The organism is Pseudidiomarina sediminum DSM 21906, assembly GCF_000423165.1.
GTDB classification, from domain to species: Bacteria; Pseudomonadota; Gammaproteobacteria; order Enterobacterales; family Alteromonadaceae; genus Pseudidiomarina; species Pseudidiomarina sediminum.
On record NZ_AUHL01000007.1, the window covers coordinates 68,367 to 92,737 of the forward strand.

Annotated in this window: 18 protein-coding genes and 1 tRNA gene; 13 read left to right on the plus strand and 6 right to left on the minus strand. The window is 49.4% G+C overall.

Annotated features, from left to right (window positions below):
- Positions 1 to 19 precede the first annotated feature (19 nt).
- Positions 20 to 1,060 carry a tRNA preQ1(34) S-adenosylmethionine ribosyltransferase-isomerase QueA gene (queA, locus tag G535_RS0103720; protein WP_026860837.1) on the plus strand — a complete coding sequence of 347 codons (1,041 nt, stop codon included), beginning with the start codon at positions 20 to 22 and terminating at the stop codon, positions 1,058 to 1,060.
- Between the two features lie 60 nt (positions 1,061 to 1,120).
- Positions 1,121 to 2,239, plus strand: a complete 1,119-nt coding sequence (gene tgt, locus G535_RS0103725) for a tRNA guanosine(34) transglycosylase Tgt (RefSeq protein WP_026860838.1) — start codon at positions 1,121 to 1,123, stop codon at positions 2,237 to 2,239.
- Positions 2,240 to 2,261: 22 nt separating this feature from the next.
- On the opposite strand, the gene G535_RS0103730 is transcribed toward tgt, so the two are convergent.
- A complete protein-coding gene (locus G535_RS0103730; RefSeq protein WP_026860839.1) occupies positions 2,262 to 2,909 on the minus strand; it encodes a MarC family protein in 648 nt (215 codons plus the stop codon).
- 291 nt (positions 2,910 to 3,200) lie between these two features.
- On the opposite strand from G535_RS0103730, the gene rpsU reads away from it, so the two are divergent.
- The 7 genes from rpsU to G535_RS12815 all read left to right on the plus strand — a co-directional run bounded on the left by rpsU (position 3,201) and on the right by G535_RS12815 (position 9,850).
- Positions 3,201 to 3,416 carry a 30S ribosomal protein S21 gene (rpsU, locus tag G535_RS0103735; protein WP_026860840.1) on the plus strand — a complete coding sequence of 72 codons (216 nt, stop codon included), beginning with the start codon at positions 3,201 to 3,203 and terminating at the stop codon, positions 3,414 to 3,416.
- A gap of 167 nt (positions 3,417 to 3,583) precedes the next feature.
- Complete coding sequence (gene dnaG, locus G535_RS0103745) at positions 3,584 to 5,341, plus strand: DNA primase (RefSeq protein ID WP_026860841.1); 1,758 nt, start codon at positions 3,584 to 3,586, stop codon at positions 5,339 to 5,341.
- 182 nt (positions 5,342 to 5,523) lie between these two features.
- Complete coding sequence (locus G535_RS0103750; protein ID WP_026860842.1) at positions 5,524 to 5,910, plus strand: DUF3192 domain-containing protein; 387 nt, start codon at positions 5,524 to 5,526, stop codon at positions 5,908 to 5,910.
- A gap of 113 nt (positions 5,911 to 6,023) precedes the next feature.
- Positions 6,024 to 7,865 carry an RNA polymerase sigma factor RpoD gene (gene rpoD, locus G535_RS0103755; protein WP_026860843.1) on the plus strand — a complete coding sequence of 614 codons (1,842 nt, stop codon included), beginning with the start codon at positions 6,024 to 6,026 and terminating at the stop codon, positions 7,863 to 7,865.
- A gap of 155 nt (positions 7,866 to 8,020) precedes the next feature.
- On the plus strand, positions 8,021 to 8,815 hold the full coding sequence (locus tag G535_RS0103760) for an amidohydrolase family protein (protein WP_241970488.1): 795 nt from the start codon (positions 8,021 to 8,023) through the stop codon (positions 8,813 to 8,815).
- Between the two features lie 79 nt (positions 8,816 to 8,894).
- A tRNA-Ile gene (locus G535_RS0103765) sits at positions 8,895 to 8,970 on the plus strand.
- Positions 8,971 to 9,325: 355 nt separating this feature from the next.
- Entirely contained in the window at positions 9,326 to 9,850 is a 525-nt protein-coding gene (locus G535_RS12815) for a hypothetical protein (RefSeq protein WP_051206938.1), read from the plus strand.
- A 166-nt stretch (positions 9,851 to 10,016) separates the two neighbouring features.
- Here the strand turns inward: G535_RS12815 and G535_RS14150 are convergent, their stop codons facing one another.
- A complete protein-coding gene (locus G535_RS14150) occupies positions 10,017 to 11,093 on the minus strand; it encodes an FKBP-type peptidyl-prolyl cis-trans isomerase (RefSeq protein ID WP_126775201.1) in 1,077 nt (358 codons plus the stop codon).
- Between the two features lie 169 nt (positions 11,094 to 11,262).
- A complete protein-coding gene (locus G535_RS0103780) occupies positions 11,263 to 13,077 on the minus strand; it encodes a bifunctional metallophosphatase/5'-nucleotidase (protein ID WP_026860845.1) in 1,815 nt (604 codons plus the stop codon).
- Positions 13,078 to 13,373: 296 nt separating this feature from the next.
- Between G535_RS0103780 and G535_RS0103785 the strand changes: the two genes are divergently transcribed.
- Entirely contained in the window at positions 13,374 to 15,740 is a 2,367-nt protein-coding gene (locus G535_RS0103785; protein ID WP_026860846.1) for a TonB-dependent receptor, read from the plus strand.
- Between the two features lie 60 nt (positions 15,741 to 15,800).
- Here the strand turns inward: G535_RS0103785 and sugE are convergent, their stop codons facing one another.
- Positions 15,801 to 16,115: a quaternary ammonium compound efflux SMR transporter SugE gene (sugE, locus tag G535_RS0103790; protein ID WP_026860847.1), complete on the minus strand. Its 315-nt coding sequence runs from the start codon at positions 16,113 to 16,115 to the stop codon at positions 15,801 to 15,803.
- 135 nt (positions 16,116 to 16,250) lie between these two features.
- On the minus strand, positions 16,251 to 18,437 hold the full coding sequence (locus tag G535_RS0103795; protein WP_026860848.1) for an OsmC domain/YcaO domain-containing protein: 2,187 nt from the start codon (positions 18,435 to 18,437) through the stop codon (positions 16,251 to 16,253).
- Positions 18,438 to 18,614: 177 nt separating this feature from the next.
- Here G535_RS0103795 and G535_RS13820 point away from each other — a divergent pair, with 177 nt between their 5' ends.
- The gene (locus G535_RS13820; RefSeq protein ID WP_169513602.1) at positions 18,615 to 20,327 is read left to right on the plus strand and encodes a GGDEF domain-containing protein; all 1,713 of its coding nucleotides are present in this window, start codon (positions 18,615 to 18,617) and stop codon (positions 20,325 to 20,327) included.
- Positions 20,328 to 20,368: 41 nt separating this feature from the next.
- On the opposite strand, the gene G535_RS0103805 is transcribed toward G535_RS13820, so the two are convergent.
- Positions 20,369 to 21,364 carry a catalase family peroxidase gene (locus G535_RS0103805; RefSeq protein ID WP_026860849.1) on the minus strand — a complete coding sequence of 332 codons (996 nt, stop codon included), beginning with the start codon at positions 21,362 to 21,364 and terminating at the stop codon, positions 20,369 to 20,371.
- A gap of 123 nt (positions 21,365 to 21,487) precedes the next feature.
- On the opposite strand from G535_RS0103805, the gene G535_RS0103810 reads away from it, so the two are divergent.
- Positions 21,488 to 22,786 (plus strand): NAD(P)/FAD-dependent oxidoreductase, encoded by a 1,299-nt coding sequence (locus tag G535_RS0103810; RefSeq protein WP_026860850.1) that lies wholly within the window; start codon positions 21,488 to 21,490, stop codon positions 22,784 to 22,786.
- Between the two features lie 94 nt (positions 22,787 to 22,880).
- Positions 22,881 to 24,371: a SulP family inorganic anion transporter gene (locus G535_RS0103815; RefSeq protein WP_026860851.1), complete on the plus strand. Its 1,491-nt coding sequence runs from the start codon at positions 22,881 to 22,883 to the stop codon at positions 24,369 to 24,371.

Genomic DNA, 24,371 nt, shown 5'->3' on the forward strand with positions numbered 1-24,371 from the left:
ATCAGCAATAGCAACGAGTATGGACGTTAAAGACTTTAGTTTTGAATTACCCGACGAACTGATTGCGCGGTATCCACAACAGGATCGTAGTGCAAGCCGTTTACTTTGCCTTGATGGCCCAACCGGTGCGGTGACACACTCGCAATTTACCGCGATTGTAGACGCCTTGCAGCCCGGCGATTTGTTGGTCTTTAACGATACCCGCGTGATCCCTGCGCGAATGCTGGGCGAAAAAGTGTCTGGCGGCAAAGTCGAAGTTTTGGTCGAGCGTATTATTGATGAGCACCGAGTGCTGGCACATGTACGCAGCAATCGAGCACCTAAGCCTGGCCAACGCTTGTTGTTAGAGCAGGCTGTGGAAGTGGAAATGTTGGGGCGGCAGGATGCCTTATTCGAGCTTCGTTTTTTAACCGATGCGCCGGTACTAGATGTGCTCGAGCAGTATGGTCATATGCCATTACCTCCCTATATCGACCGTCCTGATGAAGCCAGTGACCGCGAACGTTACCAAACGGTATACAACAAAAAGCCGGGTGCTGTCGCAGCTCCGACGGCGGGCTTGCACTTTGATGACACAATTCTTGCCGCGCTAGCAGCGAAAGGCGTGAACTTCGCCTATGTGACGTTGCATGTTGGTGCTGGAACGTTTCAGCCGGTGCGGGTGGATAGCATTGAAGATCACCACATGCACAGTGAGTACGCTGAAGTACCGCAGGAGGCGGTCGATGCGATTCATGCAACCAAAGCAGCAGGTGGCCGGGTGGTTGCCGTCGGCACCACCTCAGTACGTTCCCTCGAGTCGGCAGCGCAAGCAGCGCTGAAGCAAGGACTCCCGTTGGCGCCATTCTTTGCGGATACGGACATCTTTATTTACCCGGGGTATCAGTTCCAAGTCATTGATGCCATGATCACCAACTTCCACTTGCCGGAGTCGACGCTAATCATGTTGGTGTCGGCGTTTGCTGGGCGTGAAGCTGTGTTGGGCGCTTATCAGCAGGCGATTGATAATAGCTATCGCTTCTTTAGTTACGGCGATGCGATGTTTGTGACCCGTCGCTAGCGCTCAGGTATACTGACGCTCTCGGACTGTTTTTCCGTGAATTAACCAAACGGTGATGAAATGAAGTTTGAACTTTTAAAAACCTGCGGCAAGGCCCGCCGTGGGCGTATGACGTTTGCACGTGGTGAGGTGGAAACTCCTGCATTTATGCCTGTCGGTACTGCCGGTACGGTAAAAGGCATGAGCCCAGAAGAAGTCAAAGCAACCGGGGCGCAAATTTGTTTAGGGAATACCTTTCATTTAATGCTACGCCCGGGCACGCAAATTATTAAGCAGCACGGTGATTTGCATGACTTTATGAACTGGGATAAGCCGATTTTGACCGATTCAGGTGGTTTCCAAGTTTTCAGTTTGGGCGAGCTACGTAAAATCACTGAAGAAGGCGTGACTTTCCGTTCTCCGATTAACGGTGAAAAGATTTTACTTACCCCAGAAAAATCGATGGAAGTGCAGCGCGATCTTGGCTCTGACATCGTGATGATTTTCGACGAGTGTACGCCGTATCCGGCGACGCAAGCCGAAGCGCGCAGTTCGATGGAGCTATCGTTGCGTTGGGCGCAACGCTCGAAAGAAGCCCATGGCGATAATCCATCTGCGTTATTTGGCATCATTCAAGGTGGTATGTACGAAGAGTTACGTACAATTTCATTGGATGGCTTGACCGATATCGGTTTTGACGGCTACGCCATTGGAGGATTGTCGGTTGGTGAGCCGAAAGAAGATATGATGCGCATTTTGGATCACACTGCACCACTGATGCCGATCGATAAACCCCGTTATTTAATGGGTGTTGGTAAACCTGAAGATTTGGTCGAAGCAGTGCGTCGTGGCGTGGACATGTTTGACTGTGTGATGCCAACACGAAATGCCCGCAATGGTCACTTATTTGTCAGCACTGGTGTGGTGAAAATTCGTAATGCTGTGCACCGTACCGACACTGGACCGTTAGACCCTGAGTGTGATTGCTACACCTGTCAGAACTATTCGCGCGCGTACTTGCATCATTTAGATCGCTCGAATGAAATGCTCGGCGGTCGTTTGAATACCATTCATAACCTGCATTTCTATCAAAAAGTCATGCAAGATTTGCGTGATGCTATTGATGCGGATCGCTTAGAAGAGCACGTGGCGGAATTCTATGCCAAGCGAGGCTTAGAAGTTCCGCCATTAGCGGACTAGTGTGGCTGTGCCATTCCTGCCATTAGGCAGGGATGGCACGTGCGATGTCGATCACGTAAGGCTTAATACCGGCGAAGAAGAACTCGACCGCAATCAACATCACGATAAGCCCCATCAGCCGCATGAGGATCTTACTGCCGCTACGGCCAAGCTTTGCCAAAAGTTGTCGGCCACTGGCAAGAATGATGGCGACAAGGAAGCACACCACCGCAATCGCAACAAACAGACTGATGCTGGCAGCTGCAGCATTCTCTAAGTTTTTGCTTTCTTGAATGACCAAGATCACCATAGTGATAGCGCCAGGGCCCGCCACCATCGGAATACCGATAGGTGTAACGGCAACATCGGAACCAAAATCGCCATCGCTTTCACCGTCAACCCGCTTCGGCACAGTGCGCCCGCGCAGCATTTCGAAGCCCATGACGAAGAATAAGATGCCGCCAGCAACGCGTAGGCCGTTCACCGAAATATTAAAGAAGCTAAAGATGGCTTCGCCAAGTAAGGCGAAGACGCTGAGCGCGATAAAAGCGGTGACTGCAGCGCGCATGGCAACCCAACGGGCGGCTTTTGGCGTCATTGCCTCGGTGAGCGCAATGTAAATAGGCACCGCCGCAATAGGGTTGATCATGGTGAACAGCGAAGTGACTTGAAAGATAAAAATATCGAACATAGTGAGTCCCGATAAAGAGCAACATTTTAAGGTTAAGCTTAGGTGAATTGGCGGTTGCTGCGTTGCTACCTAAGTCATCATTCGTTAAGTCTTGGATTAACTTGTGGTTAATGTGAAGTTAACGCGGCGGATAGTGTAGCAACTTTTTCAGATTGCATGGAATTAAATTGATCGCGGGCTTTACATCAGGATCTGAACTAGCTACAATTCAGCACCATTTTTATTCGTCACGGTCAAAAAGTGACCATGTTGATAACCAAACAACAGAATTTTCATTGAGGTGATATTTTAATGCCAGTTGTTAAAGTAAAAGAAAACGAGCCGTTTGACGTAGCGTTGCGTCGCTTCAAGCGTTCATGCGAAAAAGCAGGTGTTTTGTCAGAAGTGCGTCGTCGCGAGCACTACGAGAAGCCAACTGCAGAGCGTAAGCGTAAAAAAGCTGCAGCAGTTAAGCGTCACGCGAAAAAATTATCGCGTGAGAACGCACGTCGCACACGTTTGTACTAAGACTAGCTACGTCTAGCTTTTACATTGCGACTGGTTGCTGATACGTCGGCAACAGCTCTAAGGCCGAAGCATTCTGTGCTTCGGCTTTTTCATTTGTGGTTTTAGCGGTACAATCCTGTTTCGTCCTGTTTTGTTTCACTTCTTGCTCAGATGGAATCGTCGTTATCATGGCTGGTTTAATCCCGAAAAGCTTTATTCATGACTTACTGGATCGCGCAGACGTGGTCGAGGTGGTGGATAGCCGGGTACCGCTAAAAAAGGCGGGGCGTAATTATCAAGCCTGCTGTCCTTTCCATAATGAGAAATCACCAAGCTTTACCGTGGCGCCAGATAAGCAGTTCTTCCACTGTTTTGGTTGTGGCGAACATGGCAATGCCATTGATTTCTTAATGAAGTATGATGGTCTTGAGTTTCCTGATGCGATTGAAGAACTCGCAGCAATGCTTGGCCTTGAAGTGCCGCGCGAAACGCACCTTAACCCTCAGGCTGAAGCTAAAAAACGTCAACAAGCTGCCGATGATTATCAGCAGATGGAACGTGCGACCAAGTTTTTCAGCTACCAACTGCGACAGCACCAAAAGGCGCCGGCGGTGGTGGAGTATCTGAAAGGGCGTGGTTTAAGCGGTGAAATCGTCAAACAGTTTCAAATTGGGTATGCGCCCGATGGCTGGGATGAGCTATTAAAAGCTTTGGCGAAAGATCAACGATCCCGTGAGCAGCTCGTGGATCTGAAGCTGGTCAATCGCAACGATAGCGGCCGCTATTATGATTTTTTTCGCGATCGTATTATGTTTCCGATCCGCGATCGCCGTGGTCGTGTGGTAGGTTTTGGCGGCCGGATTATTGATGGTGATGGCCCTAAGTATTTGAACTCTCCAGAAACCCGCGTGTTTCACAAAGGCCGCGAGCTTTATGGTTTCTATGAAGCCAAGCAAGCGCACCGCCAACTCCAGCAAGTGGTTATTGTTGAAGGCTATATGGATGTGGTGGCGTTGGCACAAGCGGGTATCGATTTCGCGGTTGCCTCACTTGGTACGGCTACCACCACCGATCAATTGCAAATGTTGTTTCGTGCTACTTCGCATGTGGTCTGCTGTTATGACGGTGACCGTGCTGGCCGTGATGCCGCGTGGCGTGCGCTTGAAAATGCCTTGCCGTTGCTAACCGATGGGTTACAACTCACCTTTTTATTCTTACCTGATGGTGAGGACCCAGATACTTTGGTGCGGAAAGAGGGGCCAGAGGCGTTCAAGCAACGCTTAGCGCAAGCTCAAAGCTTTACGGATTACTTTTTTAGCCATCTGACGGAGTCGTTAGACTTGGCTTCAGACAGTGGTCGTGCGGCGTTACTCAACCAGGCCAAACCTTTGATCGAAAAGATCGCCAGCGATTATTATCGCGATGAGTTGTTGCAGCACTTGGCGCGGTTATTGCGCCGTGAGGTTTCACAAATCGAGGGACAAGTCGCGCGAGCAAGCACTAACGTGATGCCACAAGAGCAGTTAAAGATCACTCCGATTCGGCGTGCTATTGCGTTACTGTTGCAGTACCCGCAGTTAGGGCAGGAGATCCCGGTGCATGACGCGCTAGGCCAACTCAAGCTGCCAGGTATTCAGGTCTTACTTGAATTGCATCGCCAGACGCGCGAGCAACAACTGACACCTGCGCAGTTACTTGAGCTATGGCGTGGACGGCGCGAAGAGAAGTTACTTCGGCAGTTGATGAGCTGGGATCACCACCTTGATCAAGATAAGATCAGCCAAGAATTTTTCGATACCTTTTTGTACTTTATCGATCGCTTTGTGGAGCAACGCGCTAATGAATTATTGGCGAAAGAACGAGAAGCCCCGTTAACTGCTGATGAGAAACGCGAGTACATGGCGTTGATGCAACATAAGGCGCAAAAAAACCAACCCCAGCAGTGAAATTGACCGAATTGTTGTGATTTTCACACACAGAAAGGTTTCTACCGCCACCGCTTTTTATATTTATCTTGTTGATAAATATCTATTTAATTATCCGATTACAAAGTTGGCATGAGCCTTGCTTTAACTTCTTGGTATAACCCTATTCGTAATAACTAGAAGCGTTAAAATAAGGACTCCCAATGAAATCAGTGAAATTTATTGCAGCAAGCGCACTCATTGTTACCTCAGCTCTCACCTTACAGGGCTGTATTGTCGTGGCAGACGGTCATGGTGATGACTATAAAGCGAGCGACTTCCGTGAGCTAGAAGAAAAAAATCGTCGTATGATCGCGGGCCTCGACGATGGTGCGACCATGATTTATGTCCGCGAAGTTATGGGCACACCTGAATTCGCTGATCGCGTATCGGTCGACAACGTTCGTTATGACGTACTGTACTATCGTACCCAGCGCGTTGATGCAGACGGCAATACCACCCGTGACGAGTGCACGCCACTCGTATTTGAAGACGGTGCATTGCGCGGCACAGGCCATTTGGCACTGTCTCGCATCCCACAGCTGAACTGATTATTTTCTGGCTCAAAACCACAGAATCTGCTACACTATCCGGTCTTAAATTCGATACCTCTTTTTAAGACCGGTTTTTGTTATCCATTTGAAATCACAGGTGGTAGATCTGTATGCAGCAGAGTCGTCAATCGCAACTCAGAATTCTTATTGCCAAAGGAAAAGAGCAGGGCTACCTGACTTTTTCTGAGGTTAACGATCATTTACCTTCTGAGATTGTAGATTCCGATCAAATCGAAGATATCATTGCCATGATCAACGACATGGGTATTAAGGTGTTTGAAAGCGCGCCTGATGCCGATGAACTGATGATGAGCGAAGACACAGCTGATGAAGATGCCGCGGAAGCCGCAGCAGCAGCGCTTGCTAGTGTTGACGGTGAGCTAGGCCGTACCACCGACCCGGTGCGGATGTACATGCGCGAAATGGGAACGGTAGAGCTCCTGACCCGTGAAGGCGAAATCGACATCGCGAAGCGTATCGAAGAAGGCATCAATCAGGTGCAGTGTTCGGTCGCTGAGTATCCTGAAGCAATTAACTTCCTACTCGACCAATGGGACCAGTGTGAAGCTGAAGAAATGCGTCTTACCGACATCATTTCTGGCTTTATCGATCCTAATGAAGTCGACCAAGCGCCTGTCAGTGCAACCCACATTGGTTCTGAACTGTCAGAAGAAGAGCTTGAAGACGAAGATGAAGACGACAGTGACGATGACGACGATGATGATGATGCATCAGAAGGCGGCATCGATCCTGAGTTCGCGCGTCAAAAGTTTGCTGAATTACGTGGCCAATACGAAAAAACGCGTGCAGCAATCAGCAAGCACGGTCGTGACCACGCCAAAGCGCGGACTGAAATCGATGCCCTGAGCGAGCTATTTAAGCAGTTCCGCTTGGTACCGAAGCAGTTTGATCGCTTGGTCAAAGACATGCGCGACATGATGCATCGTGTGCGTGTGCAAGAACGTTTGATTATGAAAATGTGCGTGGAGCAGGCTGAAATGCCGAAGCGCGCATTTATGAAGGCTTTTGCAGGTAACGAAAACAGCACGGCATGGCTCGATGCAGCGATTGCTGCTGAAGAAGGCTACTCAGCTGGACTGAATGAGCTACGTTCAGAGCTCGAGCGTTGCATTCAGAAGCTGGCCGAAGTTGAAGTTGAAACTGGCTTGACCATCGCTAAGGTGAAAGACATTAACCGTCGCATGTCGATTGGTGAAGCGAAAGCGCGTCGCGCCAAGAAAGAAATGGTCGAAGCCAACTTGCGTTTGGTTATTTCAATCGCGAAGAAATACACCAACCGTGGTTTGCAGTTCTTGGACTTGATCCAAGAAGGTAACATCGGTTTGATGAAGGCCGTGGATAAATTTGAATACCGTCGTGGCTATAAGTTCTCAACCTACGCTACCTGGTGGATCCGTCAGGCCATCACGCGTTCGATTGCGGACCAAGCACGTACCATTCGTATCCCGGTACACATGATCGAAACGATCAACAAGTTGAATCGTATCTCGCGTCAAATGCTCCAAGAAATGGGCCGTGAGCCATCGCCTGAAGAATTGGCTGAGCGCATGGTGATGCCAGAAGACAAAATCCGTAAGGTGCTCAAAATCGCTAAAGAGCCGATCTCAATGGAGACGCCGATTGGTGATGATGAAGATTCGCATCTTGGTGATTTTATCGAGGACACCACCCTCGATTTGCCTGTCGATTCAGCGACGTCTGAGAGCTTACGCAATGCGGTTCGTGAAGTACTCGGTGGCTTGACCCAGCGTGAAGCGAAAGTGTTGCGCATGCGTTTTGGTATCGACATGAATACTGACCACACCTTGGAAGAGGTGGGTAAACAGTTCGACGTGACCCGTGAGCGGATCCGTCAGATTGAGGCGAAGGCACTGCGTAAATTACGCCACCCAAGCCGTTCTGAGCAACTGAAGTCGTTTCTCGACGAGTAAGTTGTGATGTAGATTATCGAAGCCCTTGTTGCCTCCAGCACAAGGGCTTTTTTTATGCTGCTTTACACCTTAACCCAAGTGGATATCAGTGACGGATATGAAATCGTCAGTGAGATTTGTTAAGGTGGGGCGAACCTCGCTGAAAAGGACAGTTTATGACTGCAATGGATCAGAAAATAGCCGATACGCTGCAACCTCGTCGTATGATTGATGCACATTTTCATATCTACAACGATGCGTATCCGTTGATTGAAAATCAGGGGTTTTTACCACCGCCATTTTCAGTGGAAGACTATCAACACCGTACCAAAGACTTGCCTATTGTCGGTGGCGTGTTGGTGTCAGGCTCATCGCAAGGTTTTGACCAAAGCTATTTAAAGCCTGCGCTGGAACAGTTGGGGAGTCAGTACGTCGCCATTACCAATTTGCCTAGCAGCGTGTCAGACGAGAAAATTCTCGCTTTACGTGACAGTGGCGTGTGCGGCGTACGGGTGAACCTCAAGCGCCGCGTAGTTAGCGGTATTGATAACTTGGTCGACTTTGGCATGCGCATTTGGGATCTCGCCGGCTGGCACCTTGAGATGTATGTTGATAGCCGCGAGTTGGATGAGCTTATTCCAAAGCTTATTAAGCTCCCCAAAGCCTCGGTGGATCATCTTGGTATGGCGCGCTCAGGTGTGTCGCAAGTGCGCAAGCTCGCAGAAGCCGGCGTGCATATTAAAGCCAGTGGTTTTGGGCGTACCGAAGTGAACATCGCCGAAGCGGTGAAAGTACTCTATGCAACTAACCCTGATTGCCTGATGTTCGGTACCGATTTACCGTCGAACCGTACCGAGCGTCCGTTTAATATCAGTGACATTAGCAAGGTGACAGAAGCACTTGCCGATGAAGATGCCATTGATAAAGTCTTCGCGCGCAACGCTGCGAAGTTCTACAATATTAAACTCTAAAAAGCTCCCCTCGGGGTCATGACAAGCGGGCCGAAATTTCATATACTTGCGCCCGCTTTTCCGAATTCTCTTCTGTAATGGCCCCTTAGCTCAGTGGTTAGAGCAGCCGACTCATAATCGGTTGGTCCCCAGTTCAAATCTGGGAGGGGCCACCAATCTTTTCAATGGCTTACAAGCTTCTCACGACTCGCTTACAAATCCATTCGCGCCTTCAGGTGCAGTAACGGGTCTAGTTAGCGATTTGCCTAGCGTAACTTATCTCGTGGGGTGAGTTTAACGCCGTTGAATCCTTGGCTCTACAGTCATTGAAATTTACCTTGTGGACTTCGACAGTTTAATTTCATAGCTGGCAGCGTCTATAGATGTTGGACATATAAGGTCTTACATGAGACAAGAAGAAACGTTCTTGTGAGTGGATTGAGGCCTACGCGACTTAATTATCTCAACTCCTGGTTTATTATTAAATTAGATTTATATTACTTACGAGAGTACGTCTATTCAGAGGTTAATATGAAAAAAGTGTTTGTTTTCTTATTGATTGTGACTTGTTCTTTTCCAGTGTTTGCTAATGAAAACAATACCGAGCTAGCGAGGTTGTTTAATGAGGATCAACAAGCCCAACGAAGTCAAAGTAATGATTGGGATGCATTAGATAGAGAGGAAGCAGCTCGTCGCGATGCAGTATTAGCGTTGTTAAAGAAAGGAGAAGTTGAAACGGGATTGGATTACTTTCATGCGGCAGTAATTTTTCAACATAGTGAATCTGTTGAGGATATAAGACGCGCTCATGCCCTGGCAACAATTTCGGAAACACTAGGCTATTCACGTGCGAAATGGTTGATGGCCGCATCTTGGGATAGGCTAATGATGTATTTCGAACAGCCACAATGGTACGGTACTCAGTTTACAACTGATGAATCTGGCGATTGGAAATTATATGAAGTAGATGTTGATATTATTTCCGATGAACAAAGAGCAGAATGGAATGTTCCTTCATTAGAAGCGTCTAAAGAAAGGGCGTCTCGTAGGAACTAATATTTTAGTTAACCCCCCAAATTTATTTGACGGTATTTTGAATTAAAGCAAGTGCGTATTATGCTTCCTATAGTGCTATAGTTTTACCCGTCGTCATGTTTAGGACGCTAAAACAGCTTCTGTATAAGCAATGGGCCGCGTTTTAGGCTGTCGCTCGCTCGCGATGTTATTCTTCTGGTTCATCCATTACGTCAAGCAGTTCGACATCAAAAATGAGCGTTGAGTAGGCGGGGACGATACCGTTTTGTCTTTCTTTTGCTCCCCAGGCGAGCTCAGATGGGATCACTAATCGGTATTTATCGCCGACCTGCATGAGTTGCGCGCCTTCGCTCCAGCCTTCCATGACACTGCTTAATTGGAATACGGCTGCTTTCGTGCGGTTACGAGAACTATCGAAGAGCTCTCCATTGACCAACCAGCCATCATACTTAACTTTCACGAAGTCATTGGCCTTTGGTTTTCTGCCGGTGCCGTCTCCTTTGGCTATTATTTCGTACTGAAGGCCGGATGCGGTCGTTATAACTTCTTCTCTTTGCCCATTTCTTTCCAGATAAGCGCGGCCAAGCGCTTGGATAGGTTGCCAGTTATCGGCTTCCTCTTCTGATTGAGAACTTGCGACGATGATGTCACCGGGTTCGGAGTTTAACTCTTTTAAAGCATTGAGCTGTTCGGCTGAAATGACGAGGCGGTTTGGCTCGACCTTTGTGCGATCAATACAGGTCATCTCACCAATGGAGTAAAACATCACCGGCGTTGGGTAACGTCCGCGATAGCGCGGGTAGCTTTTATCAAAGTGCTGGTAGTAACTGCGCTTAGCTTGCTCTTCGCACATGGTAGGCGCAAAAGCTGCGTAATTGTAGTGCTGGAGCTTTAGAGCGGCTTGTGCTGTGACAGGAAGTTTAGCGTAAGCTGCCGTGACGGTGTGGTAAATACTAGGTGTTTCGGGTGTCCCTGCTTCCAACTCACCTAGCTTCATCGCGGCGTGATAACGCGGCTCGAAATCGTGTAAAAAGGCGCTATCGTACTGTGCTTTCAAGGCCAAGTTCAGCTTCTCTTGTTCCTGCAAAACAGCGTCACACTCACCGGGCAGTACTTGTTGGTTTACACACGTGGCGAGATCTCTGCTAATCGATTGTATTTCAGCGAGATAGTCTTTCTCCGTGCGCTCCGAAGAGCAGCCAGTGAGGACGCTGAGTGCACCCAAAAGCAGCAAACAGTTTCTCTTAAAACGAATTTTTTCCATAACAAAGCTACCAACCAACAAATGTTGTATTTAAGTTACATTGGTTTTCTATGTAATACAACTTAGCGCGATACAAAAGCAAGCTGGCACGCACTACGGTATGTTGGTGATTGTGCTGGGTGATAAGCTGCTGGCGTTTCAATGCGGCGGCTTATCTTAGGCTGCTGTTTCAGTCGGTACTGACGTGCAGGCGGCCATCGCGCTTAGCTTGGAGCAGTGGGTCGGTGGCGCTGGCGCGCATGGCATCGACCACCACGTCACGGAATTGTGGTCCAAGATGGGTGCGAGGTAGTGCTTTGAGGTCGAAGCCTTTTATCGCGTTGGTCTGCCATAGCTCAAGGTTTTGTCCGCGCCAACCTTGGTTGCCAGAGGCGATGTAATCACCCACTAACAAGGTCAATGTTTGGCCTTCGAAAGCGCTTAGCGGTTTGCCGTGGAGGGTGATGTCAGTGACACGCGTCTGGGTCGGTGTGCTACCAAGCGCAATGCGATAGCGCAAACTCCCCGAGAAATGTAAAAAGCCACGGTTGATAAAGTCGGTGAGGTCTAAGCTGTCACGTTCTTCGGGGCGCACAATGCGTTGGGCGTTCGACTGTACTAGTTCCCTAAGTTGAGCGGGAGTCAATTCGATGCGCTGTAAGCTATCGGCGTATGGCATCACACTATGCCATTGGGCGAAAGTAATCGGGGTGTGCAATGGCAGGCCGCCGACGATGCTTGAGGCGTTGACCGCGACCACATCCACGTCCGTTGCGAGTGACTGCTTACTTTGCTGATAAATGGCGTCGGTCATGAAATTCGCCAATGCGAGCTCGCCAACATAGCGCTGTGCTAGTACTTCCGGCTTGGTCAGCGCCGCGTTCTCTTGCGCTGGCGCGAGCTGCTCATTCAGGAGCGCATCCACTTGCGCGAGCACTGGGGCAATCACCTGCGCCTGGTAGGCTTCGTCCACCAGCACTGGTGCGGTTGTCTTGGTATCATGCGCGACAATCGGATGAAGTTCAGCGCGTTCTACATTGAGTGTGTCTGCATTGACCTGTAATTGCACTTCACCTAAGTGTGAGCCCCAACTACCAGCTTGCACTACAGGCACGCCTGCATACTGATGGTCCTTGCTGTACCCCTGTTCATGCAAGCGCGTGTGTGAGTGCCCACCTACGACGATGGCTGGCACATCGATGTGTTGCGCAAGCCATTCGGCCAACTGTTGATCACCAAACACGCCTTGTTGCTGATAGCCTAGATGGCTTAACGCAATGACCAAATCTACTTTCTCAGCTAACGCGGGGAGAAAATTTTCTAAGGTCGTTTGGGCAGGAACCAAACGAAAATCAGGATCATCAGGTAAGTGGGTTTTGGTATCTGCGGTTGAGGTCAGGCCAAAAATCGCCACGCGCCAACCGTTTATCGTACCTATGATGGCGGCGGCATAATCATCTTGGGTCAGTACTGAAGAAGCCGCAATATTTGCGCTGAGTACCGGAAAGGCTGCATCACGTTGCAGTGCTTGCTGTAACACGCGATTGCCACGGTCAAATTCATGATTTCCAAGTGTTGCTGCATCAAGTCCTGCGCCGGAAAAAGCATGATAGGTGAGGCTCTTCACAAAGCTCTCGGCACTATAACCAAGCAGTTCATCATACACTTCACCGGTGTGGTCGTCGCCGGCAGAGAGGAAGAGCACGGCTTGGTCTGCTGCGTTTAGACGCGCTTGCTTTACTCGTGCGGCCACCTGCGCCATGACGCGGGTATCACCTTTGATCGGATCGGGCAGCATCACTTTGCTATGAATATCATTGAGGTGAAACAGTCGAAGCTGCAAGCTCTCTTGTGGGCTTTGCTCTGGCCAATTGCTCGGCCACGGCAGATCAGCGACAGTCTGGGCTGTGGTTGATACGTTAATCCGATAAAGCCGCTGAAACGCACTGTCTTGATGCGGCGCCACTTTCTCAATTTTCGCGGTTAACGGCGACGCCTCAGGCATCGCGATGACGCTCGTTGCAAGACTACTTAGGAATACAAAGGGAAGGGCGCGAAAAAGCAAAGAAAAAGGCGTTGTTTGAGCCACGTGAGTAGATCCTTGATTAAAGGGGCCAGAAGCTTAAGCGCAATAGTTAAACAGAAAGATGTGACAGTTTAATAACAAAACGCTATTAGAAATTGAGTTAATAAGGTTGTCATAAAAGGTTATCTGTTTGGTCGCGATACCGTCATGAATGTGCCTTAGTGTGCTGCTGCTTTTTTCATCTCATAAAATAATATCCAGGTTGGAGTCGTACCATGCACACATTCAAGGCGAATCGCTTATCTTTAGCTATCGCGTCATTGCTGTTTGTCCCAGCAGTGGCTTTTTCAAATCAAGCCGTTGCACAACAAGTTGACGCTGATGAGAGCGATGCTTCATCAGACAAAGTTGAGACCATTATTGTCACCGCACAGAAAACCAAACAAAGCCTGCAAGATGTTGCTGACGCGGTATCTGTGGTGAAGGGTGATGACCTTGACCGCTTGAACGTTGCCAACATTTTTGATTTAAGCGACCAAGTACCAGGCCTTGTTGTCTCGAGTGTGCAGGGCTATCGTCCAAGTATTTCATTGCGTGGTGTCGGGAATGAAATCCCTGACAACGCCGGTACCAAGCAAGCGGTGGCCTATCACATTGATGGTGTGTTCATGGCTAATGACTATGCCTTATGGGCCGACTTAGTGGACATCGATCGGGTGGAAGTGACCCGCGGCCCAGATGGCACCATCTACGGTAACAGTTCTACCGGTGGTGCAGTGAACGTGCACACGCGTCAGCCTGAGTTTTTCGACGGTGAAGGCTTTGTTGATGTCACACTTGGCCAGTACGACACGCGCAACTTACGTGGCGCGACCAACTTACTGTTAAGTGATGAATTGGTGTTACGTGTTTCTGGCTCACACCGCCAACATGAAGGTTTTACTGAGAACCGTGCCCTGCAGCATGACTACCGTCTTGACGATAAAAATGACACCACCATGCGCGCCCAGTTACGCTGGCAGCCATCTGCGGATCTTGATCTGATGTTGCAGCACATGGTGTTCAGCTCTGACACCAATGGTCCAGCGCTAAAAGGTAACTTTGATACGATTTCAGATGATCCGCGTGTGGTGTATCACGATACTGCTGAATACTACAAACTCGACATGGACATGACTAGCTTACACGCCAACTATGAGATGGATTGGGCGACGTTGCGTGGTATTTTCAGTCAGCAAAACTACGATATGCGTCGTCGTTTGGACATGGATCGTAGCAGCTTGACTGCCAATGATCCTGCGCCATTGCCGATGCCTGCAGATGGCGTACCAGTGCATTTAGGTCAAGTCCCGATCCCAGAGTTTATCGGTAATCTGCGCCAAGAAGACGAAACCTACACTGCTGAAATCAACTTAGTATCGCCAGAAAATGACTCAGGTTTGAGTTGGGTGGTCGGTGCTTTCTACCTCGACACGCAGATTTTCAGTAACACCCGTAATTTCTATGATGCTGGTCGTGATGGCAATCCGGTCAGTGAAGTCGTGGCGGGTCCAAACGTGTTTGCCAACAACGCCGATATTGACTTCATCAACTCTGATTACCGTAATTTCCAATCGTACTCGGTGTTTGGACAAGTTGCTGTAGAACTTGCTGAGGCGCTGACCTTAACCGGTGGTTTGCGTTATACCAACAACCAGTTTGATGATGAACGTTGTAGTTTGAATTGTGTCCCGAACCGCGAGCCGATCACTAGCCGTCCGTCGGATGAAACGGATAACGTAACGGGTAAAATTGCCTTAGATTATCGTTTCTCGGAGCAAACTATGGCGTATGCGTCGGTGGCGACCGGTGTTAAACCTGCGGGTTCAAATAGCTCTACAGACACACGTTTCTTCCCAGAAAAATTCGACCAAGAAGAAGTGGTTGCCTATGAGTTTGGGATGAAGAACGACCTGTGGGATAACCGTCTACGTTTGAACACTGCGGCATTTTACTATGACTACAGCGATTACCTGTTTGAATCGAGCGGTATTGGTCGCTTTAACTCAGGTGCATCGAACTTACCTGAAGCTGAAATTTATGGTGTTGAAGTCGAAGCGCAAGCCAATCTGGGCAGTGGTTGGTTCTTAGACGCGAACATGACGTGGATGGACTCAGAGATCACCCAAGGACGCGATGCGATTGACCGCGCTGTAGCTGAGAATGCGTCCATTGGCCTTATCCTTGCAGGCGCAAGCAGTGATGAAATCAATGCGGCACGTGAAGCGACGGCGGTGGATTTGACCGGCAACCAGCTCGCGAAAATCCCAGAGTTTGCGGCGAACCTACGTCTTTCGCATGAATACAAGCTCGCCAATAGTGCGTTACTGCGTACGTCATTGAGCTATACCCACCGTGGTGACTACTTCGCCCGCGTGTTCAACTCTGTCGAACGTGACTTGGTTGAATCATACGACCTAGCGCATTTGAACGTAAGTTATGCGCCTGCACACGGCAAGTGGGATGTGGCATTAAATGTGCGCAACTTGTTTGATAGTGATGCGGTAGCATCGGTGCATACCGATACCTTTGGGATTGGTATCACCAGCGCGCAATACTTAGCACCGCGTACGGTAACTATGCAGATGCGTTATTTCTTCTAAGTCGTTGACTAGCCCTTCGACAGGTAAAACCGAGCCATGGATTGGCTCGGTTTTTTTCGTTTAGCTTGCTAGTTTCAGGCCAATAATTCCCGCCACAATCAGCATCACACTGACGACTTTCAAGGTAGAGACACCCTCGGCGAAAAACAGCATACCAGCAGTTGCAGTCCCAATTGCACCGATGCCAACCCAAACCGCATAAGCGGTGCCAAGCGGCAACTCTTTTAAGGCCACACTCAGTAGGTAAAAGCTACCAATCATGGCGCTCACTGTGAGCAGTGACGGGGTAAGTTTGGTGAATCCTTGGGTGTACTTCAGTCCGATGGCCCAAACCACTTCAAGCAAACCGGCAATAAATAAGATGAACCAACTCATGTTGACTCCAACTTACTTCCTCAACAAAGGAAGCGTAGGGTCGTCCCTACGAAAAGAAGTGCGCCTTGGTCGTCCGCGGCGGTCGTTGCTCAAACAACGACCCCGGGATCCTAGCAAACGAGACGGGCAACGCAACTAACTGTAGTTGGCTTTGGCGCGCGCGGCGTGCAGTTTTTTGTAGCTTTCGATCAGGCGTTGATGTTTGTCGAGGCCGTCCAATTGGCTATTGGTTGGGGTTAGTCCGTAGAAACGTACGGTGCCGTCAACGGAACCAGCGACGGCGTCGATCACTTCTTGGCCGTACATTCGCGTGAAGTTGGCAAGATAGTGCGCGCGTTCTAGTTCTTCATCTAACTCGATTTCCAACATGGCTTGCATGGCGCGATAGAAGAGGCCGCGTTCGACAGTATTGTCGTTGTATTGTAAGAACATTTCGACCAGCTCCAGCGCTTCTTCATGGCGTTGCAGCGCAAGGTAAATCAGCAGTTTCAATTCGAGAATCGTCAGTTGTCCCCACACGGTGTTTTCGTCAAACTCCACCCCAATAAAGGTGATGATGTCGGTGTAGTTATCGACCTGACTGTCTTCTAAACGTTCGACTAAATCGTCAAGTTGCGCGTCGGTGAGGCGATGCAAGTTAAGAATGTCGTCGCGGTATTGCAGGGCAACATTGGTGTTGTCCCAGACCAGATCTTCGACCGGATACACTTCGGAGAAACCTGGTACGAGAATGCGACATACAGGTGCACCAAGTTGGTCATGCACTGCAACATAGGCTTCTTTTTCAAGCTCGGCCAAAATACCGAAGAGCGTCTCAACATCTTCGTCGTTGCTGCCGGAGAAATCCCAGTCTGCAAAATCATAATCTGCTTCGTCACTGAAGAAGCGCCACGAAACGACACCCGAGGAATCGATGAAGTGTTCCACAAAGTTGTTGGGTTCTGTCACAGCCATTGAGTTAAAGGTCGGTGGCGCGAAGTCGTTCAAGCCCTCAAAACTACGGCCTTGCATGAGCTCGGTCAAACTACGCTCAAGTGCCACATGCATACTTGGGTGCGCGCCAAATGAGGCAAATACGCCGCCCGTGCGAGGGTTCATTAAGGTAATGCAAGCCACTGGGAATTGTCCCCCTAAGCTGGCATCTTTCACCAATAATGGATACCCCTGAGCTTCGAGGGCTTGAATACCCTCGACGAGTTCTGGATAGCGCGCCAGTACTTCCGCGGGCACATCCGGCAGGGCCAGTTCATTCTCGAGGATTTCTTTTTTGACCGCCCGCTCAAAGATTTCTGACAGGCACTGCACTTGCGCTTCCGCCAAGGTGTTGCCTGCACTCATACCATTACTTAAGTACAAGTTTTCAATGAGATTGGACGGGAAATAGACGGTTTCGCCGTCGCTATGGCGAGTGAACGGCAAAGCACAAATACCACGGTCAGGATTGCCTGAGTTGGTATCAAATAAGTGCGAACCGCAAAGCTCGCCCTCAGGGTCGTAGATGTCGCGGCAATATGCGTCTAAAAGACCCGCGGGTACGCTGTCATCTGCGTCGACGGCAAACCACTTTTCATTTGGGTAATGCACAAAAGTGCTGTTGCCAATTTCCGGTCCGAAATATTGGTCGTTGTAAAAGAAGTTACAGTTTAAGCGCTCAATAAATTCGCCCAAAGCAGAGGCCAGAGCTGCTTCTTTAGTGGCGCCTTTGCCGTTGGTAAAACACATCGGCGAAGCAGCGTCGCGAATATGGAGTGACCAGACGTGGGGCACGATATTGCGCCATGAGGCAATTTCGATTTTCATGCCAAAATCAGCCAAAATTTGCGTCATATTGGCAATGGTTTGCTCCAACGGTAAGTCTTTACCTTCAATGTAGGTCAGTGAGCTACCTTCGGGGGCGCCCATTAGCAAAGCTTGGGCATCTTCATCGAGGTTCTCGACCACTTCGATCTGGAATTCAGGGCCGGTTTGCACCACTTTTTTCACGGTACAGCGTTCAATCGAGCGTAAAATACCTTTGCGGTCTTTCTCGGAAATATCTTCAGGCAGCTCAACTTGGATCTTGAAGATCTGGTTGTAACGATCCTCCGGGTCAACAATATTATTTTGTGACAAGCGAATGTTGTCGGTCGGAATGTCACGCGACAAGCAATAAACCTTTACGAAGTAGGCCGCACACATTGCTGATGACGCCAAGAAATAGTCAAACGGACTCGGCGCCGAGCCATCACCCTTGTAGCGGATCGGTTGATCGGTAACGACGGTGAAATCATCAAACTTCGCCTCAAGACGTAAGTTATCAAGAAAATTGACTTTTATTTCCATGGGGTGGCCAGCTCAAGTTTTGTTTACAAAGTGGCACTATTATCCACGATTTTCCTTGTCACGTCTGCGTGGAAATGTGACGGTTTTCGTACTATGATCTCGTGATAACTATTTTATAACGATAAGTTAACTCACTGGGGGTTTATGGGCGCATTTTCTGTTTGGCTTCGTTGTTTTATGTTCGTCGCTGTCGTTGTTGGCGCCATACATAACAGCTCCGCTGCTACGCAACAGGCGCCGTTGGTGGAGATCACGGCTCCGCAGATTGAGTTTGAGACCTTTCCGCTCGAATATTACGTAGCGCCTGATCCGACGACACCATTAGCTAAAATTAAGACTGAGCGCTTCACGCCGTATCAGAGCAAACTAGCGTTGGGAACCGACGCAAAGACGACGTGGGTGCGCTTCCGGTTACGCAATGCAACACAACAGCAACAGCGAGCCTTTGTGCATTTTCCTGAGGCTTATCACAATCGTTCCGTCGCGTTTTTTAAAATGAGCCAGCAGCAGCTCGTTGACCAAGTGCAGATTGACTTGGACAACCTTGGCGATACCCCTTACATGATAAGAGATCAGGCCGTCTATGATGTGGTGCTCGCACCACAAGAAACGGTAACGCTCTACATTCAAAGTGTGTCCTTTTCGCATCAATGGTTCTCGTTGCAGATTTACGATGAACACCACTCTCGGCAAGCGTTAGCCAGTTCTCAAACCGATATTGCCGTGATGATTGGGATTCTGCTGGCGCTGATTGTGTTTAACTTCTTGCTGTACTTTTCATCACGCTCTCTTGAGAACGTCTATTACTCCCTTTATCTCATTTCTGGCGCCGTTTGGATCGCATTGTCCTACGGGCTGCTGGCGAATGCGTTTGGCATGTACGGCACTTTTGCATTGCACTTTCATTTGTCGCTACTGAGCATGCCTCTGTTTTTGATTTTTTTCATGATCGCGATTTTTGAAACCAAGCAACACTATCCGACTGAGCACCGGGTGCTACGGTTATTGTCGCTATTGATTGCCGCTGACCTTGTCTACGGTTTTTTCGATGTCGTCGGTGCGCTCCGTCATGCCAGCAGTTTGGCCGGATTAATGATTATTTTGACGCTATCGGTCGGTCTGTCGTTGTGGCGTAAGGGGCACCCTCTGGCGAAGTTCTTTGTTTTCGGCCATGTGTTTTTCTTTATTTTTAATGCCGTTGCGGTGCTGTATTACAAGGCAATTCTTGATTTTAGCTATATTACCAAACACGGTGTGGGTATTGGGATTATGCTTGAAGCTCTCATGCTTGCGTTTATCGTGGCGTACCGCATCAAAATGTTGGAGCAGGTGAAAGCAGGTCAGGAGCAGCTACGTATTGAAGCGCAAACCGACGCGCTCACGAAATTACATAATCGCCGTTATTTTTCACAACGCGCGCAGGAACTGTTGGCGCGAGCGCGTGCGAAGCAACTGCCTTTGAGTGTCATCACCATTGATATCGATCATTTTAAACAGGTAAACGATGAACATGGGCACCATGTCGGCGACCAAGTTATCGTACAACTGGCAGAACTGTTACGCAGTTCAACGCGCTCGCAAGATGTAGTAGCGCGTTTTGGCGGCGAAGAGTTTGTCTTACTGCTGTATCGCACCAGCTTGGATGAGGCAACGCAAATTGCAGAACACATTCGCTATCGTTTTAAGGCGATGCCAAGCAAACTCAATGCAGAGCAGGAGCTGGTGGTGACCCTCAGCGCGGGAGTTGCCGAAGTCGATTTGAACGCATCGTCGATTGAGCTCGCCCTGCAAGAAGCTGATGCGGCTTTGTATGAAGCCAAGCACCGAGGTCGCGACCAAGTTCAGGTGGCAAAAGCACAGCTCCAGAATGAACGACTGAGCACTGCTTAGCAGCGTCAGTACTGGCTTCAGTAACTGACGCTGCAAAGGCTTTACTGTTGGCTTAAACGCTTGCCAAATGAAATCGCATAAGCTGCTGAGCGCAGCGCTAACACAGGGTCATCACTAGCTTGGACGCCTTGCGCCAATAGGTTTGGATCAAAGTTGATCGGCGTGCATTGCTCCCCGTTAGCGCCGCTAATGGTAAGGGTGCCGACATTGACGACTTCGCGCTGTTCGACAGGCCACACCACCGAAGGGTCGTTGGTGGCATCAGCATCGGTACCGATCACCCATTGCAGGTAATAATGCACTGCACCGTCTGTGTTGATGCGCTCTACCAAACGATCCGTCAAGAAATCAGCGGGTAAGGTTTCGCGTTCTTCATCGGTCAACAATACTTCTCCCGTTGCAGGAATTAACTGCCAACGGAATTTATCTTTCTTGCCTGTTGCGGTATCGGCAAAAAAGGTGTGAATACCGTAATAGCTCGCCGAAGTGTATTCAGCAGCGGGGTTGCGTTGTTGCAACCACTGGCCTTGCCCCGCGGCTTCTGGATTCGCGGCAAAGTAGTTGGCCCGCGCATCAGCCGGTGCTTCACCATCACGAATTTGCGCATTTAAACGTAGTAACCCCAAGAATTGCTCGGGATTTTTGCCTGCGAACATCGGTGTCGTTAATCCGGCGAGTTGATGTAAGCTGCCGTTGGCAAGTTGAAATTGCACCCCAATGCCACGGGGCGCTTTCGCGCGCTCATCGGCGTTGGGGTTACCGCCACCCATAGAAAAGCGTAACACTACGGGTACTTTAGTATCAAAAATTGGGCTGCTATAGCGTTCTTGCGCAACAGAGCTTGGGGTGAAGCTACCGGCGGCACAGACGCCACGGGCATGGCCTTTACGAATGCCAGGATGCTTACCGCTTAAGGTCTCAAAAATTTCGATGAAGTCGGTGGCTGTCGCTTGCTCAGGAGCCTGGTAATTTGGCTCTTGTGCCATAGCAAGCGTGGACACGGTAATAGCAAGTGCCGATAAGGTGGTTTTTAACATCTTTGAACCCTCGTGAATTGGCATTTTCAAGATAACGTAAAACGATAAAAAATGGATCACGTCGAAGCGTGATTTGCGTTACACTAACGTCTCTCTTTTCTAGTGCTCACTCTGGAGCGTTGAATGTCACAGCAACAGCAGATTATTGTCGTTGGTGGCGGTGCTGGTGGCCTTGAGTTGGTCACCCGTCTAGCACGTAAATATAAACGTAATGACGACATATCGGTAACCCTGGTTGATCGAAATCTTACCCATATCTGGAAACCTTTGTTGCATGAAGTTGCCGCCGGTGCACTTGATGCGGATGTCGATGGCGTAGACTATCGCGTGCAAGCGGCAAGCGCTGGCTTTAAGTTTCAGCCCGGAGAGCTTACGGATGTTGACCCTGAACAGCAACAGATCCGTTTAGCCGCTATTGTTGATGACAAAGGCCATGAAGTGGTAGGTGAGCGCGTGTTGCGCTACACCACTTTGGTGTTGGCGATAGGCTCTGTTACGAATGATTTTGGTACCGAAGGCGCTGCAGAGCACTGCTATTTCCTTGATAGTGTGCGGCAGGCTCGGCGTTTTCATCATACATTGATGAATACTTTTTTGGCGTTGCAAGCGCATCGTTACCCGAAACCTTTGCAAGTTGCTATCGTCGGTGCCGGTGCGACGGGGGTTGAGCTGTCTGCGGAGTTGCATAAATCTGCCGAATTGATTCGAGTCTACGGCTTTGATGATTTTTCGATGAACCAATTGCAAATCACCTTAGTGGAAGCTGGTGAGCGGATCCTGCCGGCATTACCGGAGCGCATCGCACATTCAGCGCGTGCTGAGTTGGAGAAGCTTGGTGTGCGTGTGCAAACCGGCACTGTGGTGACAAAGATCACCGAGCAAGGTCTAGAAACCAAAGCTGGTGATGTGATTGAGGCACCGATTAAAGTTTGGGCTGCGGGTGTTAAAGCGCCACCTTTTTTAGCCCAGTTGAAAGGGTTTGAGTGCAATCGTGGCAACCAAATTTTGACCCGCCCAAGCTTGCAAAGCACCACCTATGATAACGTTTTTGTCATTGGTGACTGCGCGGCGGCTGAACAGCCCGATGGCTCGCGCGTTCCGCCACGAGCTCAGGCTGCGCATCAGATGGCTAGCCACGTTTACCGTGCCATTTTAGCGCAGCAAAAAGGTAAGCCGTTAGGGCGTTTTGTCTACCGTGATCATGGCTCTTTGGTTAGCCTTTCCAGTTACTCTGCGGTTGGTAGTCTTATGGGTAACCTCACGAAGGGCTCCATGAAAGTCGAAGGCTTGCTGGCGCGAGTCATGTATAAATCGTTGTATCGCATGCATCAAGTTGCCGTGCATGGCTACTTTAAAACCCTCTTATTCATGCTGGCACAGGTTATTAACCGTCGTTTACGGCCGCGTCTAAAACTGCACTGATTTGCTAAAATAGCCTCGTTTTTGTATGATTCGCGCCCATTAAGCGCGTGCAAACGAGGCTTTAGTCCCATCTTCTTAGCAAAGTGAATCGAACATGATAAATACTATTCGGAGTCAGTGGCTATCGAATATCCGCGGTGATGTGCTCGCGGGTATCGTAGTTGCGCTTGCCCTCATTCCTGAAGCCATTGCCTTTTCGATTATTGCCGGGGTAGATCCAAAAGTTGGTTTGTACGCCTCGTTCTGTATCGCTGTCATTATTGCTTTTACTGGTGGTCGACCGGGGATGATCTCGGCAGCAACCGGTGCGATGGCGCTGTTGATGATCACTTTGGTTAAGGAGCATGGGCTTGAGTATCTAATGGCCGCAACGCTATTGACCGGGGTATTGCAGATTATTGCAGGGTTTATCAAGCTCGGTGACCTGATGCGTTTTGTCTCACGTTCGGTGGTGACAGGGTTTGTGAATGCCTTGGCGATATTGATTTTTATGGCACAGTTGCCTGAGCTGACCAATGTGACTTGGCATGTGTATGCGATGACTGCGGTGGGGCTTGGAATTATCTATTTATTCCCGTATGTGCCGAAATTGGGCAAACTTATTCCGTCGCCGTTGGTTTGTATTGTCAGCCTTACCATTGTCGCTATTGTTTGGAATATCGATATACGCACCGTTGGCGATATGGGCGAGTTGCCCGATACGTTACCTGTGTTTTTATGGCCGAATGTGCCACTCAATTTAGAGACGCTTTGGATTATCTTCCCGTACGCGATTGCACTGGCTATCGTTGGTTTATTGGAATCAATGATGACAGCCACGATTGTGGACGATTTGACGGATACCGAAAGTGACAAAAACCGCGAATGTAAGGGACAAGGCATCGCCAATATCGGCGCTGGCTTGTTTGGCGGTATGGCGGGGTGTGCCATGATTGGGCAGTCGGTTATCAACGTGAAGTCAGGTGGGCGCACGCGGTTGTCGACGCTGGTGGCAGGTAGTTTCTTGATGGTCATGATTGTGCTGTTGGACGAATGGCTTAAACAAATCCCGATGGCAGCCTTGGTGGCGGTCATGATCATGGTTTCGATTGGTACCTTTAGTTGGGCATCGATTCGTGATCTTCGCAAGCACCCATTATCAACCAATATTGTGATGCTAAGTACGGTTGCCGTTGTGGTCGCAACCCACAACCTCGCTTTGGGCGTGGGGGTTGGTGTGCTCTTGGCTGCCTTGTTCTTTGCCAATAAAATTGGTCACTACATGGCAATTTCATCAAGCCTCGATAGTGCAACACATACGCGTCGCTACGAAGTTGTTGGGCAAGTATTCTTTAGTTCAGCGGATAAATTCGTGGCAGCCTTTGATTTTAAAGAAGCACTCGATAAAGTAGTCATCGACCTTACCAAAGCTCATTTTTGGGACATTACCGCGGTCGGTGCGTTAGATAAAGTTGTGCTGAAATTCCGTCGCGATGGTGCTGATGTTGAAGTGATTGGGTTGAACGAAGCCAGTGCGACCATTGTCGATCGTTTTGGTGTGCACGATAAACCGCAGGCAGCGGATCAATTAATCGATGGCCATTAG